Source organism: Nonomuraea sp. ZG12, assembly GCF_052068115.1.
GTDB lineage: Bacteria > Actinomycetota > Actinomycetes > Streptosporangiales > Streptosporangiaceae > Nonomuraea.
The window spans coordinates 58,476-81,855 of sequence record NZ_JBQHCW010000023.1 but is presented as its reverse complement, the minus strand read 5'-3'; the positions used below and the strand labels follow the sequence as shown (position 1 = coordinate 81,855).

The following is a 23,380-nucleotide window of genomic DNA, read 5'->3' as shown; positions in this document are numbered from 1 at the left end:
TGCGTTCAGCCGGTCAGCTCGTTGCGCTGACCGGTAAGCTCGCGAAGCCGTCCGGGAGTGGCCCCGAGGCGCTCGGCGTCCGCCGCCAGCGCGGCGACCTCAGCACCACGGCCCTCCTGCCTGAGCATCTCCGCGTACGCGTACACGGCGCTCAGCCACCCGGCGGCGATGCTCTCCTTGAAGTGCTCCTCGGCCGCCTGGAAGGCGTGGTTCTTCTGGTGGATCAGGCCCAGCAGTTCGTGCGCGGCGTCCGAGCCGTCCTCGACGGCCTGGTGGAGGTGGCCGACCGCCTCGTCCGCCCGGTCGCGCGCCACCAGAAACTCGCCGTAGTAGTAGTGGGCGCCCTCCTCGTCGCGGGCCAGGCCCGCCTGGAAGTCGGCCTCCGCCGCGTCGGCTTCGCCCTGGTCGGCGAGGAATCTGGCACGCATGAGGTACGCGTCCTCCAGGTCCTCGGCGACGGCGCGGTCGTAGAGCACGCGGGCGGCCTCCAGGTCGCCGATCCGCTCTACGGCGTCGGCCAGCCGCAGCACGGCGGTGGAGCCCGCCTGGTCCTCGATCTCCAGCCCCTTGCGCAGCCAGACGGCCGCCGACTCCGGGTCGCCGCGGTCGAGCTCCATCGCTCCGAGATTGCTGTACGCCAGCGCGTCCCCCCGTTCGGCGGCCCGGCGCAACAGCTCCTCGGCTTCCCCCAGGCGCGCGTCGTCCTCGCTGAGGAAGGCGCCGTAGTCGTTGAGCGCGCCGGGCTCGTCGCCGTCGACGGCCTTCCTGTACCACTCATCGGCGCGCTCCCGGTCGCCCACGATGTCGGCCCAGATGGCCGCCGCACGCAGTGCCCTGTTTGGATGTTCTTCCATCAGCAGGGCGGCCTCCACCGGGCGCTCGGTGGCGATCAGGACGTCGCAGAGCCAGTCCTGGGCTCCCTCGTCGCCTCGTGCGAGCGCCTCACGCAGGACGATCTCGGCCTTGGCGTGGTCATCGAGGAAGAACAGCTTCTCGCCGTATCTGACCGCCGCGGGGATCACACGTAACGCTCGAGGATGGAGGACTCCGCGAGGCGGGAGAGGCCCTCGCGGACGCTGCGTGCGCGGGACTCGCCGACGCCGCCCACGGCCTGCAGGTCGTCGATGCTGGCCGCAAGGAGCTTCTGCAGGCTGCCGAAGTGGTTGACCAGGCGGTCGACGACGGTGGCGGGCAGGCGGGGAACCTTGGCCAGCAGGCGGAAGCCGCGCGGGCTGACCGGGCTGTCGAGGGTGTCGCCGCCGTGGTGGCCCAGCACGTTGGCCACCATCGACAGGTCCAGCAGCTCGCTGCCCGACAGGGCGTCCAGCTCTTGCAGGGACTCCGCGAGGCGGCGCTGCCGACGGCCCGCCGCCGCCGGGAGATAGTCGCGCACCACCAGCTCACGCTCGGAGTCGACGCCCGCGACCAGCTCGTCGAGCTGCAGCGACAGCAGCCTGCCGTCGGTGCCCAGCTCGACCACGTAGCCCTTGATCTCGTCGGAGATGCGCCGGACCATCTCCAGCCGCTGCGCCACCGCCGACACGTCGCGGACCGTCACCAGGTCCTCGATCTCCAGCGCGGACAGCGTGCCGGACACCTCGTCCAGGCGGTGCTTGTAGCGTTCGAGCGTGGCCAGGGCCTGGTTGGCCTTGGACATGATGACCGCCGGCTCCTCCAGCACATAACGGATGCCGTCGAGGTAGAGGGCGATGATCCGCATGGACTTGCTGATCGCGATGATCGGCAGGCCGGTCTCCTTGGCCACGCGCTGGGCGGTGCGGTGACGGGTGCCGGACTCGTCGGTCGGGATCGCCGGGTCGGGGACGAGATGCACGGCAGCGCGTACGATCCTGTGTTCGTCACTGATCACGATCGCGCCGTCCATCTTCGCCAGCTCGCGCAGCCGCGTGGCCGAGAACTCCACGTCCAGCTCGAAGCCGCCACTGCAGACCTGCTCGACGACCCTGTTGTGGCCGAGCACGATCAGCCCACCGGTCTGACCCCGCAGGATCCGCTCCAGGCCGTCGCGCAGCGGTGTGCCCGGGGCTACCGCCGCCAGGGCTTCGCGACGGCGGTCGTCAAGACTCCTGTCGTTAGGCACCTGACCCCCGTGTCCAATCGTCAAACTCAGCTTAGCCGTGTCGGCTGAGGTCCACCTCCGCCTCAGGTCGAGGATTCCAGAGGTGACTCCTTCGATGGGAGAAGTGCCCGCGAAGGTCGCGACATCGTGACATATCGCCCATCGTGGGCTGTTTCCCGGCTACAGAGCTTGATGACGGCGTACGGGGTTCGGCCGCAGGCCAGAGGACCTGCCTGTCCGACGGCGGATCCTGTGTGCGTAGGCCCCTCGGGTTGCGGCGACCGCTCGATCAGCTTCTGCCGTTGCGGCGGAGCAGGTCGATGGCGTGGATCGTGGTGTGGCCCCGCCAGTCCAGGGAGCCCGCCGGGGAGATCGTGGCGTAGTCGACGATCCAGCCGCCGTCGTCCTGCTGCAGGGCGGCGAGGCGGTCGAGGTCGGCGTCGATCACCTTGGGCGCGAACAGCTCCCGGGCCGGCCGGTCAGGGTACGGCGCGAGGTCGAGCGGGTGGAGCGTCTCGCTCTCGGTGCCGCCCTCGACCCGCACCCGGCCGTCCTCGGGCACGTACGCGCTGAGGTGGCGCAGGAGGTTCGCCGCTTCTGGCCGGCTGTCGTGCACGACGTCGAGGAAGCGCACCGCGAAGGCCAGCACGTACGCGGCCGGCGCCTGATCGAGCGCCTCGATCGCGGTCAGGCAGTAGCGGGTGGCCCGCTCCAGCCAGGGGTGCGCGGCCACCGCCGGGTCGTGGGCGGCGACGCGCCAGGCCGCGGCGGCCGTCACGGAGGTGATCTGGAGCGCCGACACGGTGGGGTCGGCGCCCTGCCACCAGGGCGCGGTGCCGGCGGGGATGCTGAGAGGCAGCGCGAAGGGCAGCCCTCCATCGGGCAGGGACACCGACTCCAGCCAGTCGCACAGCGCCACGGCCTGCGGCGCCCTGACCGGACCGATGTCCTCGAACACCTCGAACGCATGCAGGGCAGCCCCCGGCTGGCTCTCCGGCGAACGGAGGTCCGGCTCCAAGCCCCACCCGTACCCGCCGTCGGCGTTGCGGTAGCCGTCCAGGGCGGCCAGAACGGCGGCGGGGTCTGTCGTCCGGTGCATCAGCAGCTCGAAGCGGCGACGATCCAGGACACGCGCGTGCGTGGCCATGAACGAATCGGCCGCGGAAAGGTCCATGTTCATGCGCCCATCGTCCCTCCCCGCCCAGTCTCAGGTCTTGTACGGATCAGCCATCTCCAGGTGTTGACCTGGCACAAAGCCTTCCCGGCCGAAACCCGTCAACGCCTGCCCTGCCGGTGTCTGGACGGTTTCGCGTCTCAGGGGTCATAGGCCACTCGGCGTCTGATGCCGCCTGTGCCTCGAACGCCCCGTGCCCGCTGGGCCGAGATCGCGCAGAGCGTTGGTGCGGGGTCCTGTCCTGGACGTCAGGTGACGTGGGTGAGGGCGTCCCATACGTTTTCCGCCTCCATCACCTCGAAGCCCGGGGCGAACGCGACCGGTCCCACCGGGACGAGGGAGCGCTGGCCGTTGCGCTTCTGGGTGCCCTGGTCGAGGGAGCCCGCGGGGACCAGGGCGCGTTTGAAGCCGAGTCTCGCCGCCTCCGTCAGGCGTCTGCGTACGTCCTTGACCGGGCGTAGCTCTCCGGCCAGCCCGACCTCGCCGAGCGCCACCAGGCCGGCGGGGAGCGGCTTGTCGCCGGCCGCGCTGGCCACCGCGAGCATCACCGACAGGTCGACGGCCGGGTCGGCCAGCTTGATGCCGCCGACCGTGGCCGTGAACACGTCGCAGCCGCCCAGCCTGGCGTTGAGCCTGCGCTCCAGCACGGCCAGGATCATCTGGACACGGTAGGTGTCGAGGCCCGAGGAGGTGCGCCGGGGCTGCTGAGCGTCGGTGCGGGCGACCAGGGCCTGAACCTCGGCGGGAAGCGGGCGCGTGCCCTCGACAGTGACGGTCACGCAGGTGCCGGGCACGGGGGCGCTGCGCCGGGAGACGAACAGGCCGCTCGGGTCGGTGATGCCCTCGATGCCGCGCTCATGCAGGTCGAAGCAGCCGATCTCGTCGGTGGGGCCGAACCGGTTCTTGATCGCGCGGACCATGCGCAGCCGGGAGTGGCGGTCGCCCTCGAAGCTGAGCACGACGTCGACCAGGTGCTCCAGGGTGCGTGGACCGGCGATCGAGCCCTCTTTGGTGACATGGCCGACGAGCACGGTGGCCATGTTGCGCTCCTTGGCCAGCCGCACGAGATTGGCGGCCACCTCGCGCACCTGCGTCACCCCGCCCGGCACGCCGGTGGCCTGGGCCGAGCCGACGGTCTGCACGGAGTCGACCACCAGCAGCTTCGGCTGGACCTTCTCCACATGCGTGACCAGGGCCGCAAGATCGGTCTCGGCCGCGAGGTAGAGCTCGTCGCGGATGGCGCCGATGCGGTCGGCGCGCAGCCGGACCTGCGCGGCGGACTCCTCACCCGTCACGTAGAGAACGGTGTCGCGCTCGGCGATGCGGGCCGCCGCCTCCAGCAGAAGCGTCGACTTGCCGATGCCCGGCTCGCCCGCCAGCAGCACCACCGCGCCCGGCACCAGCCCGCCACCCAGCACCCGGTCGAGCTCACCCACGCCGGTTGTCCGCGCGGCCGCCATCTCCGCCTTGACCTGGCCGATCGGCATCGCCGGCGCGGTCGTGGCGCCGGCCTGGACGACGTGCGCCCCGCCCCGTGCGCCTTCCTCGTCGACCGTGCCCCACGCCTGGCACTCGCCGCACCGGCCCACCCACTTCATGGTGCGCCACCCGCACTCGGCGCAGCGGTATCCGGGCTTCTGCGCTGACTTGGCCATGCCGAGCAGGCTAGCGGTCCCCGCCGACAATCCGCCTACGACCCGACTCATAGCTCAGGCGAACGCCCCCACCCTGGCCCCCACCGTGACCCTCGCCTGGCCCTCGCCCTGGCCGTCGGACTGTGCCGTCGGGTGGCGGTGCGGGATGCCCCGACCCGCGAGGATCGAGCGCGAGGCCCACGCAATGGTGGCCCTAGATCGCCGAGACGCGGGTTTTCCCTGGGACGGTGGACCCTCCGAGGTCGCCGGGTGCGGCGTGGTTAATGCGGGTGGCTGCTTCTCGTGCGGTGCCGGATGAGGTATCCGTCGTTCAGCCTGAGCCGGGATGGCAGCCCGGTGGGGTGGTCACAACGTGTGCACCTGGAAGACGGTGGCCTCCGGGTACATGATGATCGTCTCGGGTGGTGGCCGGTAGCCAGGTAGGGCGGACAGGTTGTGGGTCTGTTCGAACGCCTGGATCCGTGCCGGCCCCGAAGGCAGCACGAGGGTGACTTCCAGCTCCTCGGGTGGGGCGTGATAGGCGAAGCCGGTCCCCGTGCCGATGCGCCGGTCGTTCACCGTGATGGGGCCGATCGCGGAGTCGGAGATGGGCGCCGCTCCTTCGACGGACATGATGGCGAGCCCGGTGATGGGGGCGTCGCCGGTCGGTTTGAGGCGGAGCGTCAGGGTGCGGTGCCCACCGGTGGTCTCGTCCTTGACCACGGACAGCTCGGGGGCGCGCCGGTCGGCGGCCTGGGCGGGTCTGGTCGCCCAGGCGTCGGTGCCGAAGAAGCGCTCGCTGTCGGCGCTGGGGGGCTCCGACCGCGATCCCCAGACGGCCTCTCCGGTGACGGCGTCCATGGCGTAGGCGAGGCGGTGCTGCCGGGGATGCGCGGCGTCGAAGCGATCCACCAACAGGCCCGCCGCGACCAGCCCCACGGTGACGACCACGGCCGTGAGCAGCGGGAGGGCGGCCCGGCGAGGCTTGGGCGCCGGTGCGTCCTCCGCTGTGGGACTTCGCCCGTCTACCGGCTCGGCGGCGCCCGGCCGCTCTCGCTCCACCAGGGGAAGCAGGAGCATCAGCAGCAGCGCGAAGTGCGGGGCCGCGATCACGCCGCCGATCGCCAGGCCTACGTCCATCGTGACCACGGCGGTGACGCCGAGCAGGACCGTGGCGGGCGCCAGCCCGAGAATGAGCGCGGCCGTACGCCATCCCGCGCCGCGCAGGCGCAGTGAGACGAGCCAGCCGAGTGCGGCGAACAGTGCCGGCCAGCTCAGTGTGTGCGCGCCGCCGCGCAGCAGCGCGGCGAACACCAGCCCCAGCACGGCCACCAGCAGCAGCGCCCCCGCCGCGAGCGCGACAGGTCCGACGCGGCGCAGCACGAGCCGCCAGGCCAGCACGACGGCGGTCGTGAAGACCAGCAACGCCGCCTGGTAGAGCCAGGGACGGTAGGGATCGCCGGTCAGCATCTCGCTGTATTCGGGCCTGATCAAGGTGAGCAGCGGCAGCACCGCGAGACCGGCGGCGGCGGCGCCCAGGACAGGCAGCAGCGCGAGCCCGGCGCCGGCCAGGATGCGGGGCAGGGACGCCTGCCCGCGGCGTCTCAGCGTCCACGCCAGGGCCGCCGCCAGCGCCAGTGCGCCGGCCGCGATGGGCAGCTCCAGCCAGAGTGGATAGCGGACGAGCACCCCGGGGAGGGTGAAGTAGACCGACTCGTCCCCCGATTGGAGCGTGGTCAGGTCGGTGCCGGCCAGGGTGCGGGTGAGGGCGAGCGCGTTGTCGCCCATCATCTGCAAGCTGCCCAGGTCGAGGTGGGCGGGGTCGTCCAGCGCTGTGTGATAGTAGGCCCCGCCGCCGATGAAGGCGGAGTCGAGGCCGAGCCAGCCCGCCTCGTCGAAGACGTGGAAGTCGGTGTTGTTGGGCAGCACGCTCAGCATCGCCACGAAGGCCGAGTCGGCCGACAGATGGGGCGCGTTCGCGCCGTACAGGCTGACCAGCGGCGCGGAGCCGGGGGAGGCGCGGAACATCTGAACGGTGCCGCGGACGCCCCTGGCCTCCTGGTTGAGCACCACGACGGTGCCCTTGGCCAGGGGATCCTCCCTGGTGAACGCCTCGGCGCCGAGCAGGCCCTCCTCCTCGCCGTCGGTGATGAGGAAGACGACGTCGTTGCGCAGGCCGGCGGGCAGGGCCCGCGCGATCTCGAGGATGGTGGCCACGCCGGCGCCGTCGTCGGAGGCGCCGGGTCCGGCGCCCACGGAGTCGTAGTGGGCGGCGACGACGACGCGCCCGGTCGGGGCGGTGCCGGGGCGCACGGCCACGATGTTGCGCATCGTGCCCATCGGGACCACGCCGTCGTGGGACAGGGGGAGGACGCCGACGCCTTCCTGGACGCGGACCTCCAGGCCGAGGCCGCGGAGCTCGGTGACGAGGTGCTCGCGGACGCGGGTGTGCTCGGCGGTGCCCACCGGGTGCGGGGCGCGGGCGATGGCGCGGACGTGCTCGTGCGCCCTGGCGGCGCTGAAGGCCGCGGCGGGGGCGCCGGCCGGGCTGGGCGCGGGGGGTGCCAGGTCGAGCAGGGCGACGACGAGCACCGCCGTCAACGCCGCCAGGCCGGCCAGGGCGGTGCGGGTCATGGGCCCAACGCTAGGGCGCGGCCTGGCCGGGCGGATCAACCCAGGGGAGGACTTCGCCGGTCAGCCTAAGGGTTTACCCCAAACCCAGATCGTTGACGAGCATGCGCTTGGGCTTGGCGCCCATGATCTGCTTGACCGGCTCGCCGCCGTCGAACAGCAGCAGCGTCGGCAGGCCCAGGATGCCGTAGCGGGCCATCATCTCCGGGTTCTCGTCGGTGTTGAGCTTGCCGACCGTCAGGCCGTACTCGGCCTCGATCTCCTGCAGTACGGGCGCGATCATGCGGCAGGGTGGGCACCACTCCGCCCAGAAGTCGACGAGCACCGGCTTGCCGGCCTTGAGGACCTGCTCGTCGAAGTTCTCGGTGGTCAGCGTGATCATGTCTCTCCTCGTACGAAGCAGCCGGGGCACGATTCGGCGAGCTGGGCGGTGACCTCGGCACGCCGGGCCAGCAGCACGCGGATCTCCTGGTCGATCTGGGTCAGCTTGCGCTGATAGACGGCGATGGACTCCGGGCACGACCCGCCGGTGCTGTGCCCGGAACGCAGGCAGTGCACGAAGGGGCGCGTGTCCTCGAGCGTGAACCCCACCGAGAGCAGGGCGCGGATCTCCGACACCAGCCGGACGTCCTGCTCGGAGTAGTGGCGATAGCCGTTGGCGCCCCGCCGTGCGCTGAGCAGCCCGTGCTGCTCGTAGTAGCGGAGTGAGCGAGTGCTCACCCCGGTTCGTTCGGCCAGCTCTCCGATGCGCATGGTTTCACGTTAAACGTTGACACCGACGTCAAGGTCAAGCCCTCAGAAGTGCCGCCAGCGCAGCACGTTCGGGTAGGGCAGCTCCAGGCCGGGCGTCTCGGCGATGGCCTGCTCGGCGACCTCGGGCGCGAACTCGATCCGCAGCACCGCCTCCAGGTCCGCCCTGCTCTGGAAGACCATTCGCAGGTCGAGCGGCTGCCGCTGCCAGCCGTGGCGGACCCAGAAGGCCTCCACGGCGCCGGCGGAGTAGGTGGGCACGGTGTGGCTGAACCACCGGCCGAACGCCCCTCGGGTGGCGTCGAGGTCGACCACGAAGGCCGCGCCGCCGCGCCGTACGACCCGGGACAGTTCGCGGAGTCCCGGCTCGCAGCCGGGACCGAAGAAGTACGCCCAGCGCGCGACGGCGACGTCCACCGAGGCGTCCGGGACCGGCAGGTCCTGGGCGGTGGCGGCGTGCACCTCGACGTTCGGCAGGGCCGCGCAGCGGCGCCGGGCCAGGGCCACCAGGTCGCCGTGCGGCTCCACGCCGATCACCTTGGCCGCCCGCGCCGCGTAGCCGGGCAGGTGGAAGCCGGTGCCGCAGCCGATGTCGAGCACGTTCGCGCCGTCCCAGGAGCGCAGCGCGCGCATGGCCGCGCCAGCCGTGTCCTCGGGGTCGACGGCCCGGTTCTCCAGCTCGTACACCTGCGGGGTGTGCCAGATGTTCGGGCTCGGAATGGCGCCTCTCGCGATCCTGGGCATGGGTCAACCGTAGGCCCGGCGCGCCATATCCGGTCATCCGGCTTAGGCTGGGTCGCGTGGCTGATGTCATCCGCGTGCCCAATGCGAAGATCGCATTGTCCACTGCTTCGGTATATCCGGAACGTACTCCCGATGCGTTCGAGCTGGCCGCCCGGCTGGGTTACGACGGAGTCGAGATCATGGTCGGCGCCGACCCGGTGAGCCAGGACATCGACGTGATCGAGCGGCTCTCCGATCACTACGAGATCCCCGTCCTGGCCATCCACGCGCCCTGTCTGCTCGTCACCCAGCGGGTCTGGGGGCGCGACCCATGGGCCAAGCTGGTCAAGGCCCAGAAGGCGGCCGAGCGGCTCGGCGCGTCCACCGTCGTGGTGCACCCGCCGTTCCGATGGCAGCGCGACTACGCCCGTGACTTCGAGACGGGCCTGGCGCGCATGCGCGACGAGACCGCCGTGACCTTCGCGGTCGAGAACATGTTCCCGTTGCGCGCCAGGGGCAACGACGTGGTCCCCTACTCCCCTGGCTGGGACCCGGTCGACTTCGATTTCCCGCAGGTCACGCTCGACCTGTCGCACACCGCCGTGTCGGGCTCGGACGCCATGGAGATGGCCACCAAGCTCGGCGACCGGCTGGCGCACCTGCACCTGGCCGACGGCCTGGGCGTGACCAACAAGGACGAGCACCTGGTGCCCGGCAGGGGCAACCAGCCGTGCGCCCCCATCCTGGAGCGTCTGGCGGGCAATGGTTACACCGGCCTGGTCGTGCTGGAGATCAACACCCGCAAGGCGACCGGCCGCAGCGAGCGGATCGACGACCTGGCGGAGGGTCTGGCCTTCGCCAGGCTCCACCTGGCGGCCTCCCCATGAGTGTGGGGCCGAGGAGAGGGCTGGGCCGGGTGTTCGACAGGGTCGCCGACGCCTACGACGCGGGCCGGCCCGGCTATCCCGACGAGCTCTACCGGGCGCTGTCGGAGGTGTCGGGCGTCGCGTTCGACGGTGCCACGGCCGTGGACGTCGGCGCCGGCACGGGCATCATGACGCGCGCCCTGCGGGCTCGCGGCTCCCAGGTCATCGCGGTGGACCCGGGCGCGGAGATGCTGGCCCGGCTGCGCTCCCGCGCTGCCGGGCACGTGGCAGGTGGTGTCGCGGCGGTGCTGGCCGACGGAGACGCGCTGCCCCTCGCCGGCGGGATCGCCGATCTGGTGACGTACGCCCAGTCCTGGCACTGGCTCGACCCGGGGGCCTCCATCGCCGAGGCCCGGCGGGTGCTGCGGCCCGGCGGGGCCATCGCCGGCTGCTGGAACTTCACCCACGCCGCCCAGGCCGAGTGGCTGGCCGCCTACGAGGAGCGCCTGGCGCGGAGCTGTCCCGGCTACTGGGGGCAGGCGCTGGAGGAGTGGTCGGTGCCGCCGATCGCGGCGGCGATGGAGCTGGTCGGGGAGCGCTGGATCCCGTGGACCCGGCTGATCACCATCGAGGACTTCCTGCTCGACCTCCGCTCCCACTCCTTCATGGCGGTGCTGTCGCCGGAGGCGGCCGACGAGCTGGTCGGGCGGCAGCGGGCGGAGCTGGCGCGTGAGTTCCCCGAGGGCGTGCTGTCGGTGCCGATGCGGGTCTATCTGGCGGTGGGCCGGTGACGGTCAAGCGGCGGCCCGGGCGCAGGCCCGGTTCGGCGGACACGCGTGGGGAGATTCTCAGCGCGGCCAGGAAGGTGTTCGCGGAGAAGGGGTTCGACAAGGCGACGGTGCGCGGCATCGCCAGGGAGGCGAAGGTCGATCCGGCCCTGGTGCACCACTACTTCGACACCAAGGACCGGATGTTCGCCGAGGCGATGCGGCTGCCGATCACCCCTGAGCTGGTGCTCCCGACGCTGCTCGAAGGCCCGCGCGAGGAGCTCGGCCGGAGGCTGGTCACCCTGATCCTGACGGTGACCGCCGCGCCGGAGACGCGGGAGCCGATGATCGCGCTCATCCGGTCGGCGATGACCAACGAGCGGGCCGCGCAGATGTTCCAGGAGTTCGTGTCCAATGCCCTGCTGAGCAGGGTGGCGGCCGAGCTGGGGGTGCCGCCGCTACGGATCGAGGCGGCCTTCTCGCAGATGTTCGGCGTGCTCATGGCCCGTTACGTGCTCAAGCTGGAGCCGATGGCGAGCGCCGAGCCGGAGGAGCTGGTCGAGCTGCTGGCACCGACGATTCAGCGCTATTTCGTCGGGTAGAGCATTGTTCTGTAGTTGGTCCTGACCGTAAGGTGAGTCGCGGTTACCCCGTGGATGTTACTCAGCAGTAGAGTTCGGGGAGTGGCCAGGTCAGTAGGCTGACAGCAACGTCGTCTGTGGGAGGACCCCCGTGCTCTGGGTTGCCATCATCGGACTCGTGATGACCGTTCTGGCGGTGGCCGTCGCGGGCCGCAGGATGTCGTTCCTCTACAAGCTCGCGACAGTGGGTCCACCGGCTCCCGAGCGGGTCGCGTATGCCAGGACCCATCTGGGCGCCGAGCTGAAGGCGCAGCTCGTCGAGGTGTTCGGGCAGAAGAAACTGCTCAAGTGGACCTCGTCCGGCATCGCGCACTTCTTCGTCATGTGGGCGTTCTTCATCCTGTTGACGGTCTACATCGAGGCGTACGGCGCGATCGTCCAGGGGGCGATCACCGGGACGCCGGACTTCCACATCCCGCTCATCGGCACCTGGGCGGTGCTCGGCTTCCTGCAGGACTTCATCGCGGTCGCCTGCCTGCTCGGCCTGGTCGCCTTCGCCGTCATCCGGCTGCGGAACTCGCCCAAGGCGCTGGGCCGCGACTCCCGCTTCACCGGCTCGCACCTGGGCGGCGCCTGGCTCGTCCTGTTCATGATCTTCAACATCATCTGGACGCTCTTCCTGGCCAGGGCGGCCGCGTCGGCCAACGGCAACTTCCCCTACACCTCGGGCGCGTTCGTCTCGATCCCGCTGGGCGACGTGCTGCCGCGCAGCGCGCTGCTGGAGGAGATCGCGCTGCTCCTGCACATCGGCTTCATGCTGGTGTTCCTGGTCATCGTGGTCTACTCCAAGCACCTGCACATCTTCACCGCGCCGCTCAACATCGCCTTCTCCCGCCGGCCCGACGCGCTGGGCGCGGCCGTCGAGATGCGCGTCGACGGCAAGCCGGTCGACTTCGAGGACGAGGACCTGGACCCGGAGCGGCTGGGCCGCGGCAAGATCGGGGACACCACCTGGAAGGGCTTCCTCGACTTCTACTCCTGCACCGAGTGCGGCCGCTGCCAGTCGCAGTGCCCGGCCTGGAACACCGACAAGCCGCTGTCGCCCAAGATGCTCATCCTCGACCAGCGTGACCACGCCTTCAAGGTCGCCCCGTACCTCATGGCGGCCGCCGCCGGGGTCAAGCCCGAGGACAACCCGCACGCCGGCACCGACGTGCTGGCGCTGCTGGAGAAGCCGCTGGTCGGCGAGGACGGCGTGATCCACCCGGACGTGCTCTGGGCCTGCACCAACTGCGGCGCCTGCGTCGAGCAGTGCCCGGTGGACATCGAGCACATCGACCACATCCTCGACATGCGCCGCTACCAGGTGATGGTGGAGTCGTCGTTCCCGTCGGAGGCGGGGGTGATGGTGAAGAACCTGGAGAACAAGGGCAACCCGTGGGGCATGTCCGAGACGAAGCGCGCCGACTGGATCTCCGAGCTCGACTTCGAGGTCGAGCTGGTCGACGAGAAGATGCCCGAGGACGCCGAATACCTCTTCTGGGTCGGCTGCGCGGGCGCGCTGGAAGACCGGGCCAAGAAGACCACCAAGGCCGTCGCCGAGCTGCTGCACATCGCCGGCGTGAAGTTCGCGGTGCTGGGCCCGATGGAGGCGTGCACCGGCGACCCGGCCCGCCGGCTGGGGATGGAGTATCTGTTCAACATGCTCGCCCAGCAGAACATCGAGACGCTGAACGAAGCGGGCGTCAAGAAGATCGTCGCCACCTGCCCGCACTGCTTCAACACCCTGGCCAACGAATATCCCCAGCTGGGCGGCACCTACGAGGTCGTGCACCACACCCAGCTGCTGGCCAAGCTGGTCGACGAGGGGCTGCTCACCCCGATCACGCCGATCGAGGAGAAGATCACCTATCACGACCCGTGCTTCCTCGGCCGCCACAACAAGGTCTACTCCCAGCCCCGCGACATCATGTCCAAGGTGCCCGGGGTGCAGACCCAGGAGATGCACCGGCACAAGGACCGCGGCTTCTGCTGCGGCGCCGGCGGCGCGCGCATGTGGATGGAGGAGCGCATCGGCAAGCGCATCAACACCGAGCGGGTGGACGAGGCGCTGACCACCGATCCGGACACGGTCTCCACCGCCTGCCCGTTCTGCATGGTGATGCTCGGTGACGCGATCAACGAGAAGAAGGGCACCGGCGAGGCCAAGCAGTCGCTGGAGGTCGTGGACGTCGCCCAGCTTCTGATCAAATCGGTCAAGAGCCCTTCCTGACGGAAGAAAGTCGGACTTCTCCACAGGTCCTGTGGAGAAGTTCCGTACGTCAAGAGGGTCCACGGCAGGAAATCTGCCATCCACATAACGGGAAAATCACGGTAACCTCAACGTCGCATGGCTCTATTCGACGGGGAGGGGGGCTCGTGATGAGCGTCGTTGTCACAGACGCGGAAGTCACCCTGGCGGACGTACTCTCCTTGAGGCTGGCCATGCAGGAGCCACTGCGCAGCGGGACCGAGCTGGTGCTCAGGCACCGCACCTCGGGGGTCGAGCGCGGGGTGCTGCTCGGCACGCCGGGGGCGGTCGCCCGCGAGGCCACGCTGGCCGTGTCGCTCGCGCCGCTGCTGCTCAGCGCCGGGCGCTGGGACGCCTACCTGCGCCGGGGCGGTAAGCGGGTGCGGCTGCGCACCATCGACCCGGGCTTCTCGCTCGACCACCTCGACGCCTACGCCCTGTGCAAACGCACCCTGTCCTACCGTTCCTACCGCACCCGCAACGGCTACCTCGCGCTCAAGATCGACGAGGCCGATCCGGTGGCGGAGGTCCGGGCGATCTGGTTCAGGGAGGGCCGTTTCGAGGTGACGGGCCTGCTGGCCTACACCGGGCTCGACGACGACGACTCGCGCCACGAGGCCGTGCTGTCGCTGCACCGCAGACAGACGGGCGCGCAGGTCACGTCCAACGCGACCGTGCAGGGCGTGCGCTTCCACGCCGCGGTCTCGCTGGTGGACGTGCTCGCGGCCGACCCGGAGGCGTCCGGCACCTGGGAGCCGTCGCTGGAGGTGGACGGGGTGCCCGCGCCGCTGCGTCTCGGCGGCTGGCTGGACGACGTGGACGGCAAGCGCCGCCGGCTGCACTACCCGTCGGCCAGGGTCGACGGCGTGCCCATCAGACCCTCCTACACCGCCGACGACGAGCTGCGCATCGAGGTGGGCGGGTGAAGATCAGCCTGCTGCTCTCCTCGGCGTACGGCATGCGCGGCGACGTGCGCTCCACCCTGAACCTCGCCACGGCGCTCTCCCAGCGGCACGAGGTCGAGGTGATCAGCCTCAGGCGGCCGAAGGAGAAGCCGTTCTTCCCCGTCGGGCCGAACGTCGCCATGCGCACGGTCATCGACATCAGGCCCGGCGTCCGCCACCTGTTCCCCAAGGGGCAGGTGCGCACCGAGGTGGCGCTGTGGCGGGTGCTGCGGAACCTGAAGTGTGACGTCCTCATCACCACCAGGCCAGGTTTGAGTGTCCAGTCGGCCAGGCACGCCCCCCGCGAGGTGCTGCGGCTCGCCCGTGAGTGGGGCCGCCCGGCCGTGCCCGGACCGGTCAAGAGGCTCTACCCCCGGCTCGACGCGGTCGTCACAGCCACCGAGGCGGCGCAGGAGGAGTGGACCAGGCTGCTCGACGGCGGCCCGGCCGTGCACGCCGTGCCCGACGCCCTCCCCAGCGCCCCCTGGCCGCGCTCGCGGATGGACAACCGGATCGTGGCGGCGGGCGGCAGATGGGTGCCGGCGAAGGCCTACGACCGCCTGATCAGGGCCTTCGCGATCGTGGCGGACAAGCGGCCCGACTGGCGCCTGAGGCTCTACGGCGGCGGCTCGGAGGAGCGGCGGCTGCGCGCCCTGGTCGCCGAGCTGGACCTGCACAACCACGTCTACTTCATGGGCACCACCCCCGACCTGGCCGGGGAGTTCGCCAAGTCGTCGATCGTGGCCAACACCTCGCGCAGCGCGGACCTCGGCATGACCGTCCTGGAGGCCATGGGCTGCGGGGTGCCGGTGGTGGCCTACGAGGGCGCCAGAGGACCGGCGGAGTACGTCGCGACCGGTTACAACGGCGTGCTCGTGCCGGAAGGCGGCGTGGAGCTCGAACTGTTCGCGGCGGCGCTGCTGGCGCTGATCGACGACGAGCGCAGGCGTCGCTCCCTGGCGGCGGGCGCGCTCGACACCGCGATCCGGCACGCGGCCGACGAGGTGGGCGAGCAGTGGGAGAAGCTGATCGCCGACCTCAGGTGAGCGATACCGGCAGCGGGTACCTTAGGACCATGCATGGGTACAGCGGAGACAAGCAGGCCTATCTGACGCGGCTCAGGCGGATCGAGGGCCAGATCAGGGGCTTGCAGCGGATGGTCGACGACGACGCCTACTGCATCGACGTGCTCACCCAGGTCTCCGCGGCCACCAGGGCGCTGCAGGCGGTGGCGCTCGGGCTGCTGGAGGATCACATCTCCCACTGCGTGGCCGACGCCATCGCCACCGGCGGGCCGGAGGCCGACGCGAAGGTCAAGGAGGCCTCGGCCGCCATCGCGCGCCTCGTCCGCTCGTAGCGTCAGGCCCTCGTGGTGTCAGGCCGTGGTGTCTGGCCCTCAGGGTGTCAGGCAAAGGTCGCGTAAAGGACGCGTAGGGGAGTGGTGGAGTGGATTCGCGGGAGCTTGATCACGCGATTGACTAGTTATGCCGAACCACTCCCGGCAACCATTGTCCCGGACCCCTGAGGAGTCCGGGACAGGTCTAGTGATCGTCTTCAGCGGCTCGCCGAAGTCCGCAATCCGAGCGCGTCGTCGAGCTCGTCCAAGGTCAACCGCCGCTCGCTTACTGCTACAGCGGTGAGCACCTCGGCGTAAAGCGCAATCTCGTCCAACGCGACACGGTCGTGGACCCGAGAGTCCAGGTCATTGTGCCCCACCGCGTCGTCCTTCCTTCCGCAGCCCACACCCACATCGAGGTTACGGCGCGGGACCTTCCGGCGACATGGCCCATCGGAGTCATTCCTTCCGTCGTCACCTGGTCCCCATGAGGATCATTTCCCGATTCCGAGATCACAATTCAGCGAATGGCCCGTTGCTGAAGTGTTAGAACGATATAGCCGGAGTTACGGTGAAATAACGGTATTAGTGGTTTAGATGGGACTGTCGTCACGTTCATGGATAAGCCTGTGCACCAGCGGCACAGACCCCGCGAACCCGCGCTCCGGCACCCGTGCCCCGGAAACCCGGCTCCATGCCAGCCCGACCGCGTACGCCGCGCCGAGCACCGCCGCCGCCCCGGCCCGATCAGGCGGCATCACCCGGACCCCGACCCCCGTCTCCACCCGGACCCCGGCCCCCGTCTCGTGGCGGCCGCCCGCGGCGCGCTCGCCCCTGTCTCCCGCACCAGCGCCCGATCCTGTACGCGAGTCGCGCGGCATCGGTCGTGGGCCCGTGCGCGCGCCGGGCCGTACATCCGGAGTCATCACCGCGAAGCCGTCAGGCTCGGTCCGCTCGCTCGCCGAGGTGCTGGTGAGCCCCGCGCGGCGCAGCTCGTCGTAAGCGTGCCTGAGCCGGTGGTCGAGCCGGGCGGGCAGCATGCCCCGGGAGTCCGACAGGTCGGCCAGGTAGACGGCGGCGGCGCGCGGCGGATCGGGCGCGAAGGCCAGCGCCTCGACCAGGTCGTAGACGGTGTGCGACAGATGGGCCCCGGGGTCGGTCTCCACCAGCACCGCTCTGGCGAGCCGCTGAGGGCAGCGCCGCAGCCACGCCTGGCGCAGGGCGTGGTCGTCCCGCAGGGCCGCCTCGTCGTCCAGCCCCGGCCGCTTGAGCACGGGCTCGACCATCGTCAGCAACGCGAGGGCGCGCGGCCTGAAGCGGATGTCCGACAGCAGGATGTGCGCGGTGTCGCCGATCAGCGCGGCCAGGCGCAGCGCGGTGCGCGGATGACCGGCGCGCCGGCGCTCGGCGACGAGGGTGACCAGGTCAATCAGCGGCGGGGCGGGCAGCCAGCGCACCCACTCGTCGCCCGGCAGCGGCCTGCGCAGGAACTCGCCGAAGATGGTGAGCAGCCGCTCGTTGCCGTCGAAGGCGGGCGCGTAGGCGCACCACATGATGGTGCCCCACACCGCGGCGACCGTGCTCGGCACGTCTCGGGCGAAGATCTCGCCGAAGGCGGTGAGCGGATAGTCCAGCTCGGACTTGCGGCAGTTGGCGCGCAGCAGTTCCCGTATCTGCTCGCACAGCTTGACGGGCACATCAGGGCCGACGAACGCCTGCGTGGAGCCGGGCTCGGCGATGAAGTCCGGCCCGCTGGGGACGACGCCGGAGGGCAGCGCCGTCGCGTGGTGCCCCACCTGCCGGGCCCGCAGGCGCCGGGGCGGCGGGGCGAGGTGCCAGCGGCCGTCGGCCGGATCGTGCAGGTGCCAGCGCGCGTGGGCGCCGAACACCCACCGGTCGCCGTCGCGCGTCACCAGGGTCCTGGCGGCGATGGCATGGGCGCGATCAGGCTCGGGCAGCGTCTGCCAGCGTGCGTCGGCGACCATCGAGCGGACCTCCGCCTCGGCGGCGGTGAACGCGTTCCAAGGGCGCACGGCGGCCATCGTACTGGGCGTACTCGGATCGGCCATGGGCATAACACGGCAGAATGTTCGCCATGAGGGTGAAAAAGGCGTGGATGGTGGCGCTCGTGGGCTTACTCGCAGGATGCGGGACGACGGCGCCGCTCAAGCCGCCGCCCGACGTGGCCGGCGTGCTGACCCTGGCCGCGGCCACGCCGCCCGACCCCGGAGGCGAGGTGGGCGGCGCCTCCACCGAGTTCGACGCCGCCACCGACCTGTCCATGTGGAAGAAGCTCAGCGCCACGGAGAAGGACGTGGACCGGATCGCCAAGCTGGACGTGAACAAGACCGCCAAGGGCTCGATGTACCTGGAGCCCAAGACTTCGGCGTGGTTCGACGGCTTCCGTGGCCCGTTCGTCTACCAGGATCTCGCCGGGGACATCGTCATGCACGCCAGGGTCAAGGTCGAGGGCAAGAAGGGCGGCGCGCCCAAGCGTAAGTTCTCCCTCGGCGGCCTGATGGCCAGGGAGCCCGGCACCTACGCCGCCCCCCACTGGATGGCCATCGCGACCGGCACGACCGACAAGACCGGCCGGCTTGAGGTGAAGATCACCAGGAAGGGCAGCTCCAAGCCCCAGGAGTCAGCCGTCACCTCCGAGTGGATGGACCTCGTCCTGGCCAGGGTCGGCAGGGTCGCCGTCGCCCTGTACAAGGAGGACGGCGGCACCTGGAAGCTCGGCAGTCGCTGGGAGTCGGAGTTTCCCGAGGTGCTGCAGTGGGGTGTCGCCGCCTACACCGACTGGGACAGCTACAGCACGCTCAAGAAGGACGCCACCAAGGGCAATGCCAAGCAGGTCAGAGGGCTGCCGGATCTGAAGATGACCGTGGACTTCGTCAGGTTCCTCCGGCCCGAACTGCCCGATTACGCCGACCCGCTCAACACCGCCTCGGTGTCGGACGAGGTGCTGATCAAATTGGTGACGCCTGCCGGTGTCTGATCGCCTTGGCCTGGTAGCTGTCCGGTGTGCCGGCGAAGGAGGCCCGGTCGTCGTCGGTGAGCTCGCGCACGATCTTGCCGGGCACCCCGGCGACCAGCACTCCGGCCGGGATGCGCTTCCCCGGGGCGATCAGGGCTCCGGCGGCGACCAGGGTGCCCGCGCCGACGCGCGCGCCGCCGAGCACGATCGCGCCGATGCCGATCAGCGAGCCCGTCTCGACGTGGGCGCCGTGCACCATGGCCTTGTGGCCCAGGCTGACCCGCGACTCCAGGATCGCGGGCTCACCCGGGTCGGAGTGCAGGCAGCACAGATCCTGTACGTTGCACTCCTCCCCCACCTCGATCCGCTCGTCGTCCCCCCTGAGAACGGAGCCGTACCAGATGCTGGACGCCCGGCCCACCGAGACCCTGCCCACCACGACGGCTCCGGGGGCCACGTAAGCCTCGGGATGAATGTCCGGGATTGCCCCGTTGTCCAATGCAGCGATGTACATCTGCCACATCGTAATTCCCGCCCTGGGTCTGGCGTTCCGGTTGCGGACGTGGGCAGATGGCAGGAAAGTCGAATCTTGACGTCTCGTCGTCAGACCCTCACAACCCGCAATTTTCTTCCACCGCCTCACGCAAACCCTTAGGTAACCCCCATGACAAACCGGCACGAGAGCATTCCCGATCTGATGCAAGACGACACCTTCGAGGTCGTGATGCGCGGCTACAACCGCCGCCAGGTCCACGACTACATGATCCGTACCCGTAACCAAGTCAGGGACCTGGAAGAGCGGCTGGCACGGGCGATCGACCAGGCCGAGCAGGGCCGGATCGAGCTGGCGGAGGCCAGACGGCAGATAGCCGAGGTGCCGACGAACTTCAATCCGAGCACCCGCCTGGAGCAGATACTCAAGCTCGGCCAGGAAGAGGCCTCGGCGATGCGCGAGGAGGCGGAGGCGGAGACCTCCGCCCTGCGTGAGTCCGCGAGGAACGAGTCCGAGCGGCTCATGGCCTCCGCGCGCGAGACCGCGGACAAGATCCTCACGTCCGCTCAGGCGGAGGCCGAGCGGCGGGTGAGCGAGGCCACGGAGGCGGCCGAGCGCATGCTGGCGCAGGCCGGCTCCGACGCCGAGGAGGCGCGCAACGCCGCCCGCATGGAGTCGGAGACCATGCTGCGCGAGGCGCACGCGGAGGCCGAGCGGCTGGTCTCCTCGGCCACCAGCGAGGCGGAGCGGCTGGTCTCGACCGCCACGTCCGAGGCCGAGCAGATGGTGGCGCAGGCCCGTGCCGAGTCGGAGCAGACCCTCTCCAGCGCGCGGGGCGAGGCCGAGCGTACGGTCGTGTCCGCCCGTGAGGAGGCCGAGTCGGCGCTGGCGGCGGCGGAGCAGCGGGTGGCCTCGCTGGACGAGCACGCCGGCCGCCGGGTGGAGTACCTGACCAACACGCACAGCGAGGTCGTGCGGAGGCTGAACGAGGTCAGCACCGTGCTGAGCGACCTCATGCGCGACGAGTCCGCGGCGGGCGCGCTGGTGCCGGACACGGCCAAGTCCCTGACGTCCACGCCGCAGGACGACGTGCGGGTCATCGTCGAGGTCGCGGACCAGCCGCAGGAACAGCGCCAGGAGCGGGGGCAGGAGCAGCGCCAGGAGCGGGGCGACGACCGCCCGCAGGAGGCGACGGCCGAGGGCCGCGTCTCCGCCGAGGACACGGACGTGAACATCGGCCGCTTGCAGCTGCGCCCGTAACCGTTCAGACAGGAGAGGCCCCGCCGTCCGGCGGGGCCCTCTCGCTTTCCGGCGACGGGGGAAGGCAGGCCGTCGGGTGGAAGCCTCCGCCCCCGATCGGGTCGGAGGCTTCCACGTACGCGTCCCCTGGGGTGATCCGTTGGTGGCCCGGTGCCGGAGCCGCCGATTGCTGAACCCGGCACCGGGCTGCTTGTGGGCGTGGACCGGGGAACGGTCCAGCGCCTGTCCTACGGAGGTGGCGGGCCGGCTCCCCACTCCGGCCCGCCGCCGGTCCGCCTCTCCTGGTCCCGGAGCTGCTTGCGCAGGTCGTCCGGGTCGTCCGCGTCGATGGTCATCGCACAGCCGGCGGCCCGCTGTTCGTCGTCGAGCGGATGGTGGCGGGTGGCCCACCACCGTCCGGCGTCGCTCCGCCAGATGGTCCATTTGGGGTGCTCTCGGGCTATTTCGGCTAGATGCCGGTCAAAGGCCATCTGGTCAACCCTCCGAGGGGCCCCTGTGCGAGGTTCCATCTCTTACGAAGGTGCGCCACTTCTCTAGAGACGTCAATGATCGTGGAGGACAGGTCACCCTTGCTTTGGTCCGGCTCAGGCGTCGAAGTCGTACTGCAGGACGTAGGCGGCGGCGTCCAGGACCATCTCGTTGAGCTCGATGGGAACGCCCCCGGCGGTGTAGGCGGTGCGGTCGATGACGATGACCGGGGTGCCGCCCGGCAGGCCGAGCAGGGTGCTCTCACGGGGGCCGGGCATGCGGGCCCGCACCTCCTCGGTGAAGTGGGCCGGTGGCAGGCCGAGGTCGCTCAGCCGGGCGTAGACGCCGCCGGGCCCGGTCTCGACGGCCGTGATCGCGCTGCCTTCGACCGGGCCGGCGGGGAAGTAGGAGGTGGAGAGCTGGACGGGCCGGGCGTCGACGGAGTAGCGCCGCCTGCGTACCCAGACCTCACTGCTGTCCAGCACGCCGGCGACGGCCTCGGAGGCCTGCTCGCGGACCACCTCCACCTCGTCCACGGTGAAGGGGCGGCCGCGCGTGTCGGCGTCCCAGATCGAGCGTCCCTGGCCCCACTGTGTACGTGCGAGGCGGCGGGAGCCGTGCCTGCGGATCGGCTTGAACAGTCGCACGTAGACCCCCGAGCCTCGCTTCGGCACCGCCAGCCCCTCGTTGATCAGGACGCTGAGCGCCTGCCTGGCGGTGGCCCGTGCGACCGCGTAGTCGGCCATGAGCGTGTTCTCGCCCGGTAGCCGGTCCCCGTCACGCAGTTCGCCGGACAGGATCCGGGACCGGAGGCTGTCGGCGATGCGTCGATAGATGGGGGGCTCGTGGGGTACCGGGGATTCAGACACAGATGATCACCCTCTGTCACCAAGCGCGTTTGGCGTCTCCAGAGAACTTGCCCCGTCTTGTCCACGATCGCACAGATGCGGAGGTTGGTCCCGAGCTTCTTTTGAGAGGTGTGTGCCCGTGTGTCGAGAAGCCCGGATTTTCTGCCGACCGCTACCATGCCCGGTTGCCGACCGGTATCCGTCTCGCCCACCAGCGGCGAGTAACCAACGCCGCCAGCACGGCACCCATGGTGTTGATCAGCACGTCGTCCACGGACGAGAACCGGCCGAGGCGCAGGACGTACTGGAGAGTCTCCAGGACGATCGAGGCGGTGGCCGCGACGGCGGCGACGCGGGCCGCGCTCGCCCAGCGCGGGCTGCGGACCGGCAGCAGCGCGCCGAGGGCGGCGAACACCAGCAGATTGCCCCCGACCTGCACGAGCGCGGTCTGCGAGGGTTCGGTCGCGAGCCAGCCGAGGTCCTGGAGAGGGCGCAGGCTGACGCCTTCCTGGCCGCTGCCCGGGGTGAGGATCATCCAGATCCAGGGGGCGGTGCCGACCACGATCCCGACGTCGGCCAGGGCGGTGCGCACCGCGGCGGGGTGGCCGCGGCCGGCTCGGTGGCGGGCGAGCAGCAAGATTGCCAGGATGCCCACAAGAGCCGCAAAGACCGCAGCAATAATGACGTTTCCCCATAATTCCCACGTCCGCGTCACCAGCCCATGATCTCGGCTCCGGTAGGGCTACGGGAAGCTGTCTCCGCGGACAGGCGGCGGTGCGGGCAGATGCTCGGCCAGGAAGGCCGTCGCCACCTCCCAGGCCCGCTCGGCCGCCGCCGGGTGGTGGAACATCGGCGCCTCGTTGTGGAATGCGTGCCCGGCCTCCTCCTCGACGTGCGTGCGCACGTTCGGCCTGCCTTCCGCTGCGCGCTCCACCACGGCGACCCGCTCACGCGGGATGTACGGGTCGCTGCCGCCGAAGACCAGCAGGAGCGGTGAGCCGATCCGTTCCATCAGCCCGGCGGCGTCGGGCACGGCCGAGCCGTAGAACGACAGCACGGCGTCCTGCTCGATCTGCGTGGCCAGCATGAAGGCGATCGAGCCGCCCAGGCAGAACCCGAGCGAGCCCGTCCCGCCCGTGACCTCGGCGAGCCCGCGCAGGTGGGCCATGGTGAGCGCGCAGTCGGCCACCCCCTGCGGGAAGTCGAAACCGGAGGAGAGCCGGAGCGAGGCCGCCACCCCCGCCTCGTCGGGCTCGGCCTGCCAGCCCGGCCGCAGGCGCCAGAAGAGGTCGGGCGCGGCCACGACGTAACCGTGCGCCGCGAGCCGCCCGGCGACCCCCCTGATGTGCCCGCCCACGCCGAAGATCTCCTGGATGAGCAGGATCCCGGGGCCGCGGCCGGCGTCCGGCAGCCAGAGGTGGACGTCGAAGGAACCGTCATGTGCCGTGACTTCGTCGATACGAGTGCGCATGCTCTCCAGCATGGCGACTGAGGACCGAGTCGCGTGTGAGCGGCATGGCGCGGCGCGCACTGGAGAGAGACGATGACAGACACGATC

Annotated in this window: 23 protein-coding genes; 9 read left to right on the top strand and 14 right to left on the bottom strand. The window is 70.5% G+C overall.

From position 1 onward, the window contains the following. Positions 1–5 precede the first annotated feature (5 nt). The 8 genes from ACTMTF_RS38975 to ACTMTF_RS38940 all read right to left on the bottom strand — a co-directional run bounded on the left by ACTMTF_RS38975 (position 6) and on the right by ACTMTF_RS38940 (position 9,013). Entirely contained in the window at positions 6–1,022 is a 1,017-nt protein-coding gene (locus ACTMTF_RS38975) for a tetratricopeptide repeat protein (protein WP_441115152.1), read from the bottom strand. Then, positions 1,019–2,101: a DNA integrity scanning diadenylate cyclase DisA gene (disA, locus tag ACTMTF_RS38970; RefSeq protein ID WP_441115151.1), complete on the bottom strand. Its 1,083-nt coding sequence runs from the start codon at positions 2,099–2,101 to the stop codon at positions 1,019–1,021. The genes ACTMTF_RS38975 and disA overlap by 4 nt, the downstream gene beginning before the upstream one ends. A gap of 268 nt (positions 2,102–2,369) precedes the next feature. Beyond that, entirely contained in the window at positions 2,370–3,260 is an 891-nt protein-coding gene (locus ACTMTF_RS38965; RefSeq protein WP_441115150.1) for a hypothetical protein, read from the bottom strand. A gap of 242 nt (positions 3,261–3,502) precedes the next feature. Then, on the bottom strand, positions 3,503–4,909 hold the full coding sequence (radA, locus tag ACTMTF_RS38960; RefSeq protein WP_441115149.1) for a DNA repair protein RadA: 1,407 nt from the start codon (positions 4,907–4,909) through the stop codon (positions 3,503–3,505). A gap of 345 nt (positions 4,910–5,254) precedes the next feature. Beyond that, the gene (locus ACTMTF_RS38955) at positions 5,255–7,522 is read right to left on the bottom strand and encodes a M28 family peptidase (protein WP_441115148.1); all 2,268 of its coding nucleotides are present in this window, start codon (positions 7,520–7,522) and stop codon (positions 5,255–5,257) included. 73 nt (positions 7,523–7,595) lie between these two features. Continuing rightward, entirely contained in the window at positions 7,596–7,901 is a 306-nt protein-coding gene (gene trxA / locus ACTMTF_RS38950; RefSeq protein ID WP_441115147.1) for a thioredoxin, read from the bottom strand. Beyond that, on the bottom strand, positions 7,898–8,272 hold the full coding sequence (locus ACTMTF_RS38945) for a MerR family transcriptional regulator (RefSeq protein WP_441115146.1): 375 nt from the start codon (positions 8,270–8,272) through the stop codon (positions 7,898–7,900). Before ACTMTF_RS38945 ends, trxA begins: the two co-directional genes overlap by 4 nt. 42 nt (positions 8,273–8,314) lie before the next feature. Continuing rightward, positions 8,315–9,013 carry a class I SAM-dependent methyltransferase gene (locus ACTMTF_RS38940; RefSeq protein ID WP_441115145.1) on the bottom strand — a complete coding sequence of 233 codons (699 nt, stop codon included), beginning with the start codon at positions 9,011–9,013 and terminating at the stop codon, positions 8,315–8,317. A gap of 56 nt (positions 9,014–9,069) precedes the next feature. Between ACTMTF_RS38940 and ACTMTF_RS38935 the strand changes: the two genes are divergently transcribed. The 7 genes from ACTMTF_RS38935 (at position 9,070) to ACTMTF_RS38905 (ending at position 15,797) form a co-directional block, all read left to right on the top strand. Next, positions 9,070–9,879: a sugar phosphate isomerase/epimerase family protein gene (locus ACTMTF_RS38935; RefSeq protein WP_397014048.1), complete on the top strand. Its 810-nt coding sequence runs from the start codon at positions 9,070–9,072 to the stop codon at positions 9,877–9,879. Continuing rightward, the gene (locus ACTMTF_RS38930) at positions 9,876–10,649 is read left to right on the top strand and encodes a class I SAM-dependent methyltransferase (protein ID WP_441115144.1); all 774 of its coding nucleotides are present in this window, start codon (positions 9,876–9,878) and stop codon (positions 10,647–10,649) included. The genes ACTMTF_RS38935 and ACTMTF_RS38930 overlap by 4 nt, the downstream gene beginning before the upstream one ends. Further along, entirely contained in the window at positions 10,646–11,227 is a 582-nt protein-coding gene (locus tag ACTMTF_RS38925; RefSeq protein ID WP_397014052.1) for a TetR/AcrR family transcriptional regulator, read from the top strand. Before ACTMTF_RS38930 ends, ACTMTF_RS38925 begins: the two co-directional genes overlap by 4 nt. Before the next feature lie 160 nt (positions 11,228–11,387). Further along, positions 11,388–13,478 (top strand): (Fe-S)-binding protein, encoded by a 2,091-nt coding sequence (locus tag ACTMTF_RS38920; protein WP_441115195.1) that lies wholly within the window; start codon positions 11,388–11,390, stop codon positions 13,476–13,478. 149 nt (positions 13,479–13,627) lie between these two features. Beyond that, positions 13,628–14,422: a hypothetical protein gene (locus ACTMTF_RS38915; RefSeq protein WP_441115143.1), complete on the top strand. Its 795-nt coding sequence runs from the start codon at positions 13,628–13,630 to the stop codon at positions 14,420–14,422. Further along, the gene (locus tag ACTMTF_RS38910; protein ID WP_441115142.1) at positions 14,419–15,486 is read left to right on the top strand and encodes a glycosyltransferase; all 1,068 of its coding nucleotides are present in this window, start codon (positions 14,419–14,421) and stop codon (positions 15,484–15,486) included. The genes ACTMTF_RS38915 and ACTMTF_RS38910 overlap by 4 nt, the downstream gene beginning before the upstream one ends. A 29-nt stretch (positions 15,487–15,515) precedes the next feature. Continuing rightward, positions 15,516–15,797, top strand: a complete 282-nt coding sequence (locus ACTMTF_RS38905; RefSeq protein ID WP_397014058.1) for a metal-sensitive transcriptional regulator — start codon at positions 15,516–15,518, stop codon at positions 15,795–15,797. Between the two features lie 572 nt (positions 15,798–16,369). On the opposite strand, the gene ACTMTF_RS38900 is transcribed toward ACTMTF_RS38905, so the two are convergent. Further along, a complete protein-coding gene (locus tag ACTMTF_RS38900) occupies positions 16,370–17,818 on the bottom strand; it encodes a hypothetical protein (protein WP_441115141.1) in 1,449 nt (482 codons plus the stop codon). A 53-nt stretch (positions 17,819–17,871) separates the two neighbouring features. On the opposite strand from ACTMTF_RS38900, the gene ACTMTF_RS38895 reads away from it, so the two are divergent. After that, the gene (locus tag ACTMTF_RS38895) at positions 17,872–18,774 is read left to right on the top strand and encodes a hypothetical protein (protein ID WP_441115140.1); all 903 of its coding nucleotides are present in this window, start codon (positions 17,872–17,874) and stop codon (positions 18,772–18,774) included. Here ACTMTF_RS38895 and ACTMTF_RS38890 read toward each other — a convergent pair. Further along, positions 18,746–19,267 (bottom strand): gamma carbonic anhydrase family protein, encoded by a 522-nt coding sequence (locus ACTMTF_RS38890; RefSeq protein ID WP_441115139.1) that lies wholly within the window; start codon positions 19,265–19,267, stop codon positions 18,746–18,748. The genes ACTMTF_RS38895 and ACTMTF_RS38890 overlap by 29 nt on opposite strands. Positions 19,268–19,417: 150 nt before the next feature. Here ACTMTF_RS38890 and ACTMTF_RS38885 point away from each other — a divergent pair, with 150 nt between their 5' ends. Beyond that, positions 19,418–20,506, top strand: coding sequence for a hypothetical protein (locus tag ACTMTF_RS38885; protein WP_441115138.1), 1,089 nt, complete (start codon positions 19,418–19,420; stop codon positions 20,504–20,506). A gap of 227 nt (positions 20,507–20,733) precedes the next feature. Here ACTMTF_RS38885 and ACTMTF_RS38880 read toward each other — a convergent pair whose 3' ends face one another. The 4 genes from ACTMTF_RS38880 to ACTMTF_RS38865 form a co-directional block, all read right to left on the bottom strand. After that, positions 20,734–20,976 (bottom strand): hypothetical protein, encoded by a 243-nt coding sequence (locus ACTMTF_RS38880; RefSeq protein ID WP_397014068.1) that lies wholly within the window; start codon positions 20,974–20,976, stop codon positions 20,734–20,736. A gap of 114 nt (positions 20,977–21,090) precedes the next feature. After that, entirely contained in the window at positions 21,091–21,843 is a 753-nt protein-coding gene (locus ACTMTF_RS38875) for a GntR family transcriptional regulator (protein ID WP_441115137.1), read from the bottom strand. Positions 21,844–21,994: 151 nt separating this feature from the next. Continuing rightward, positions 21,995–22,459 (bottom strand): VanZ family protein, encoded by a 465-nt coding sequence (locus ACTMTF_RS38870; protein ID WP_441115136.1) that lies wholly within the window; start codon positions 22,457–22,459, stop codon positions 21,995–21,997. Between the two features lie 105 nt (positions 22,460–22,564). Further along, complete coding sequence (locus ACTMTF_RS38865) at positions 22,565–23,293, bottom strand: dienelactone hydrolase family protein (protein ID WP_441115135.1); 729 nt, start codon at positions 23,291–23,293, stop codon at positions 22,565–22,567. Positions 23,294–23,380: the final 87 nt, after the last annotated feature.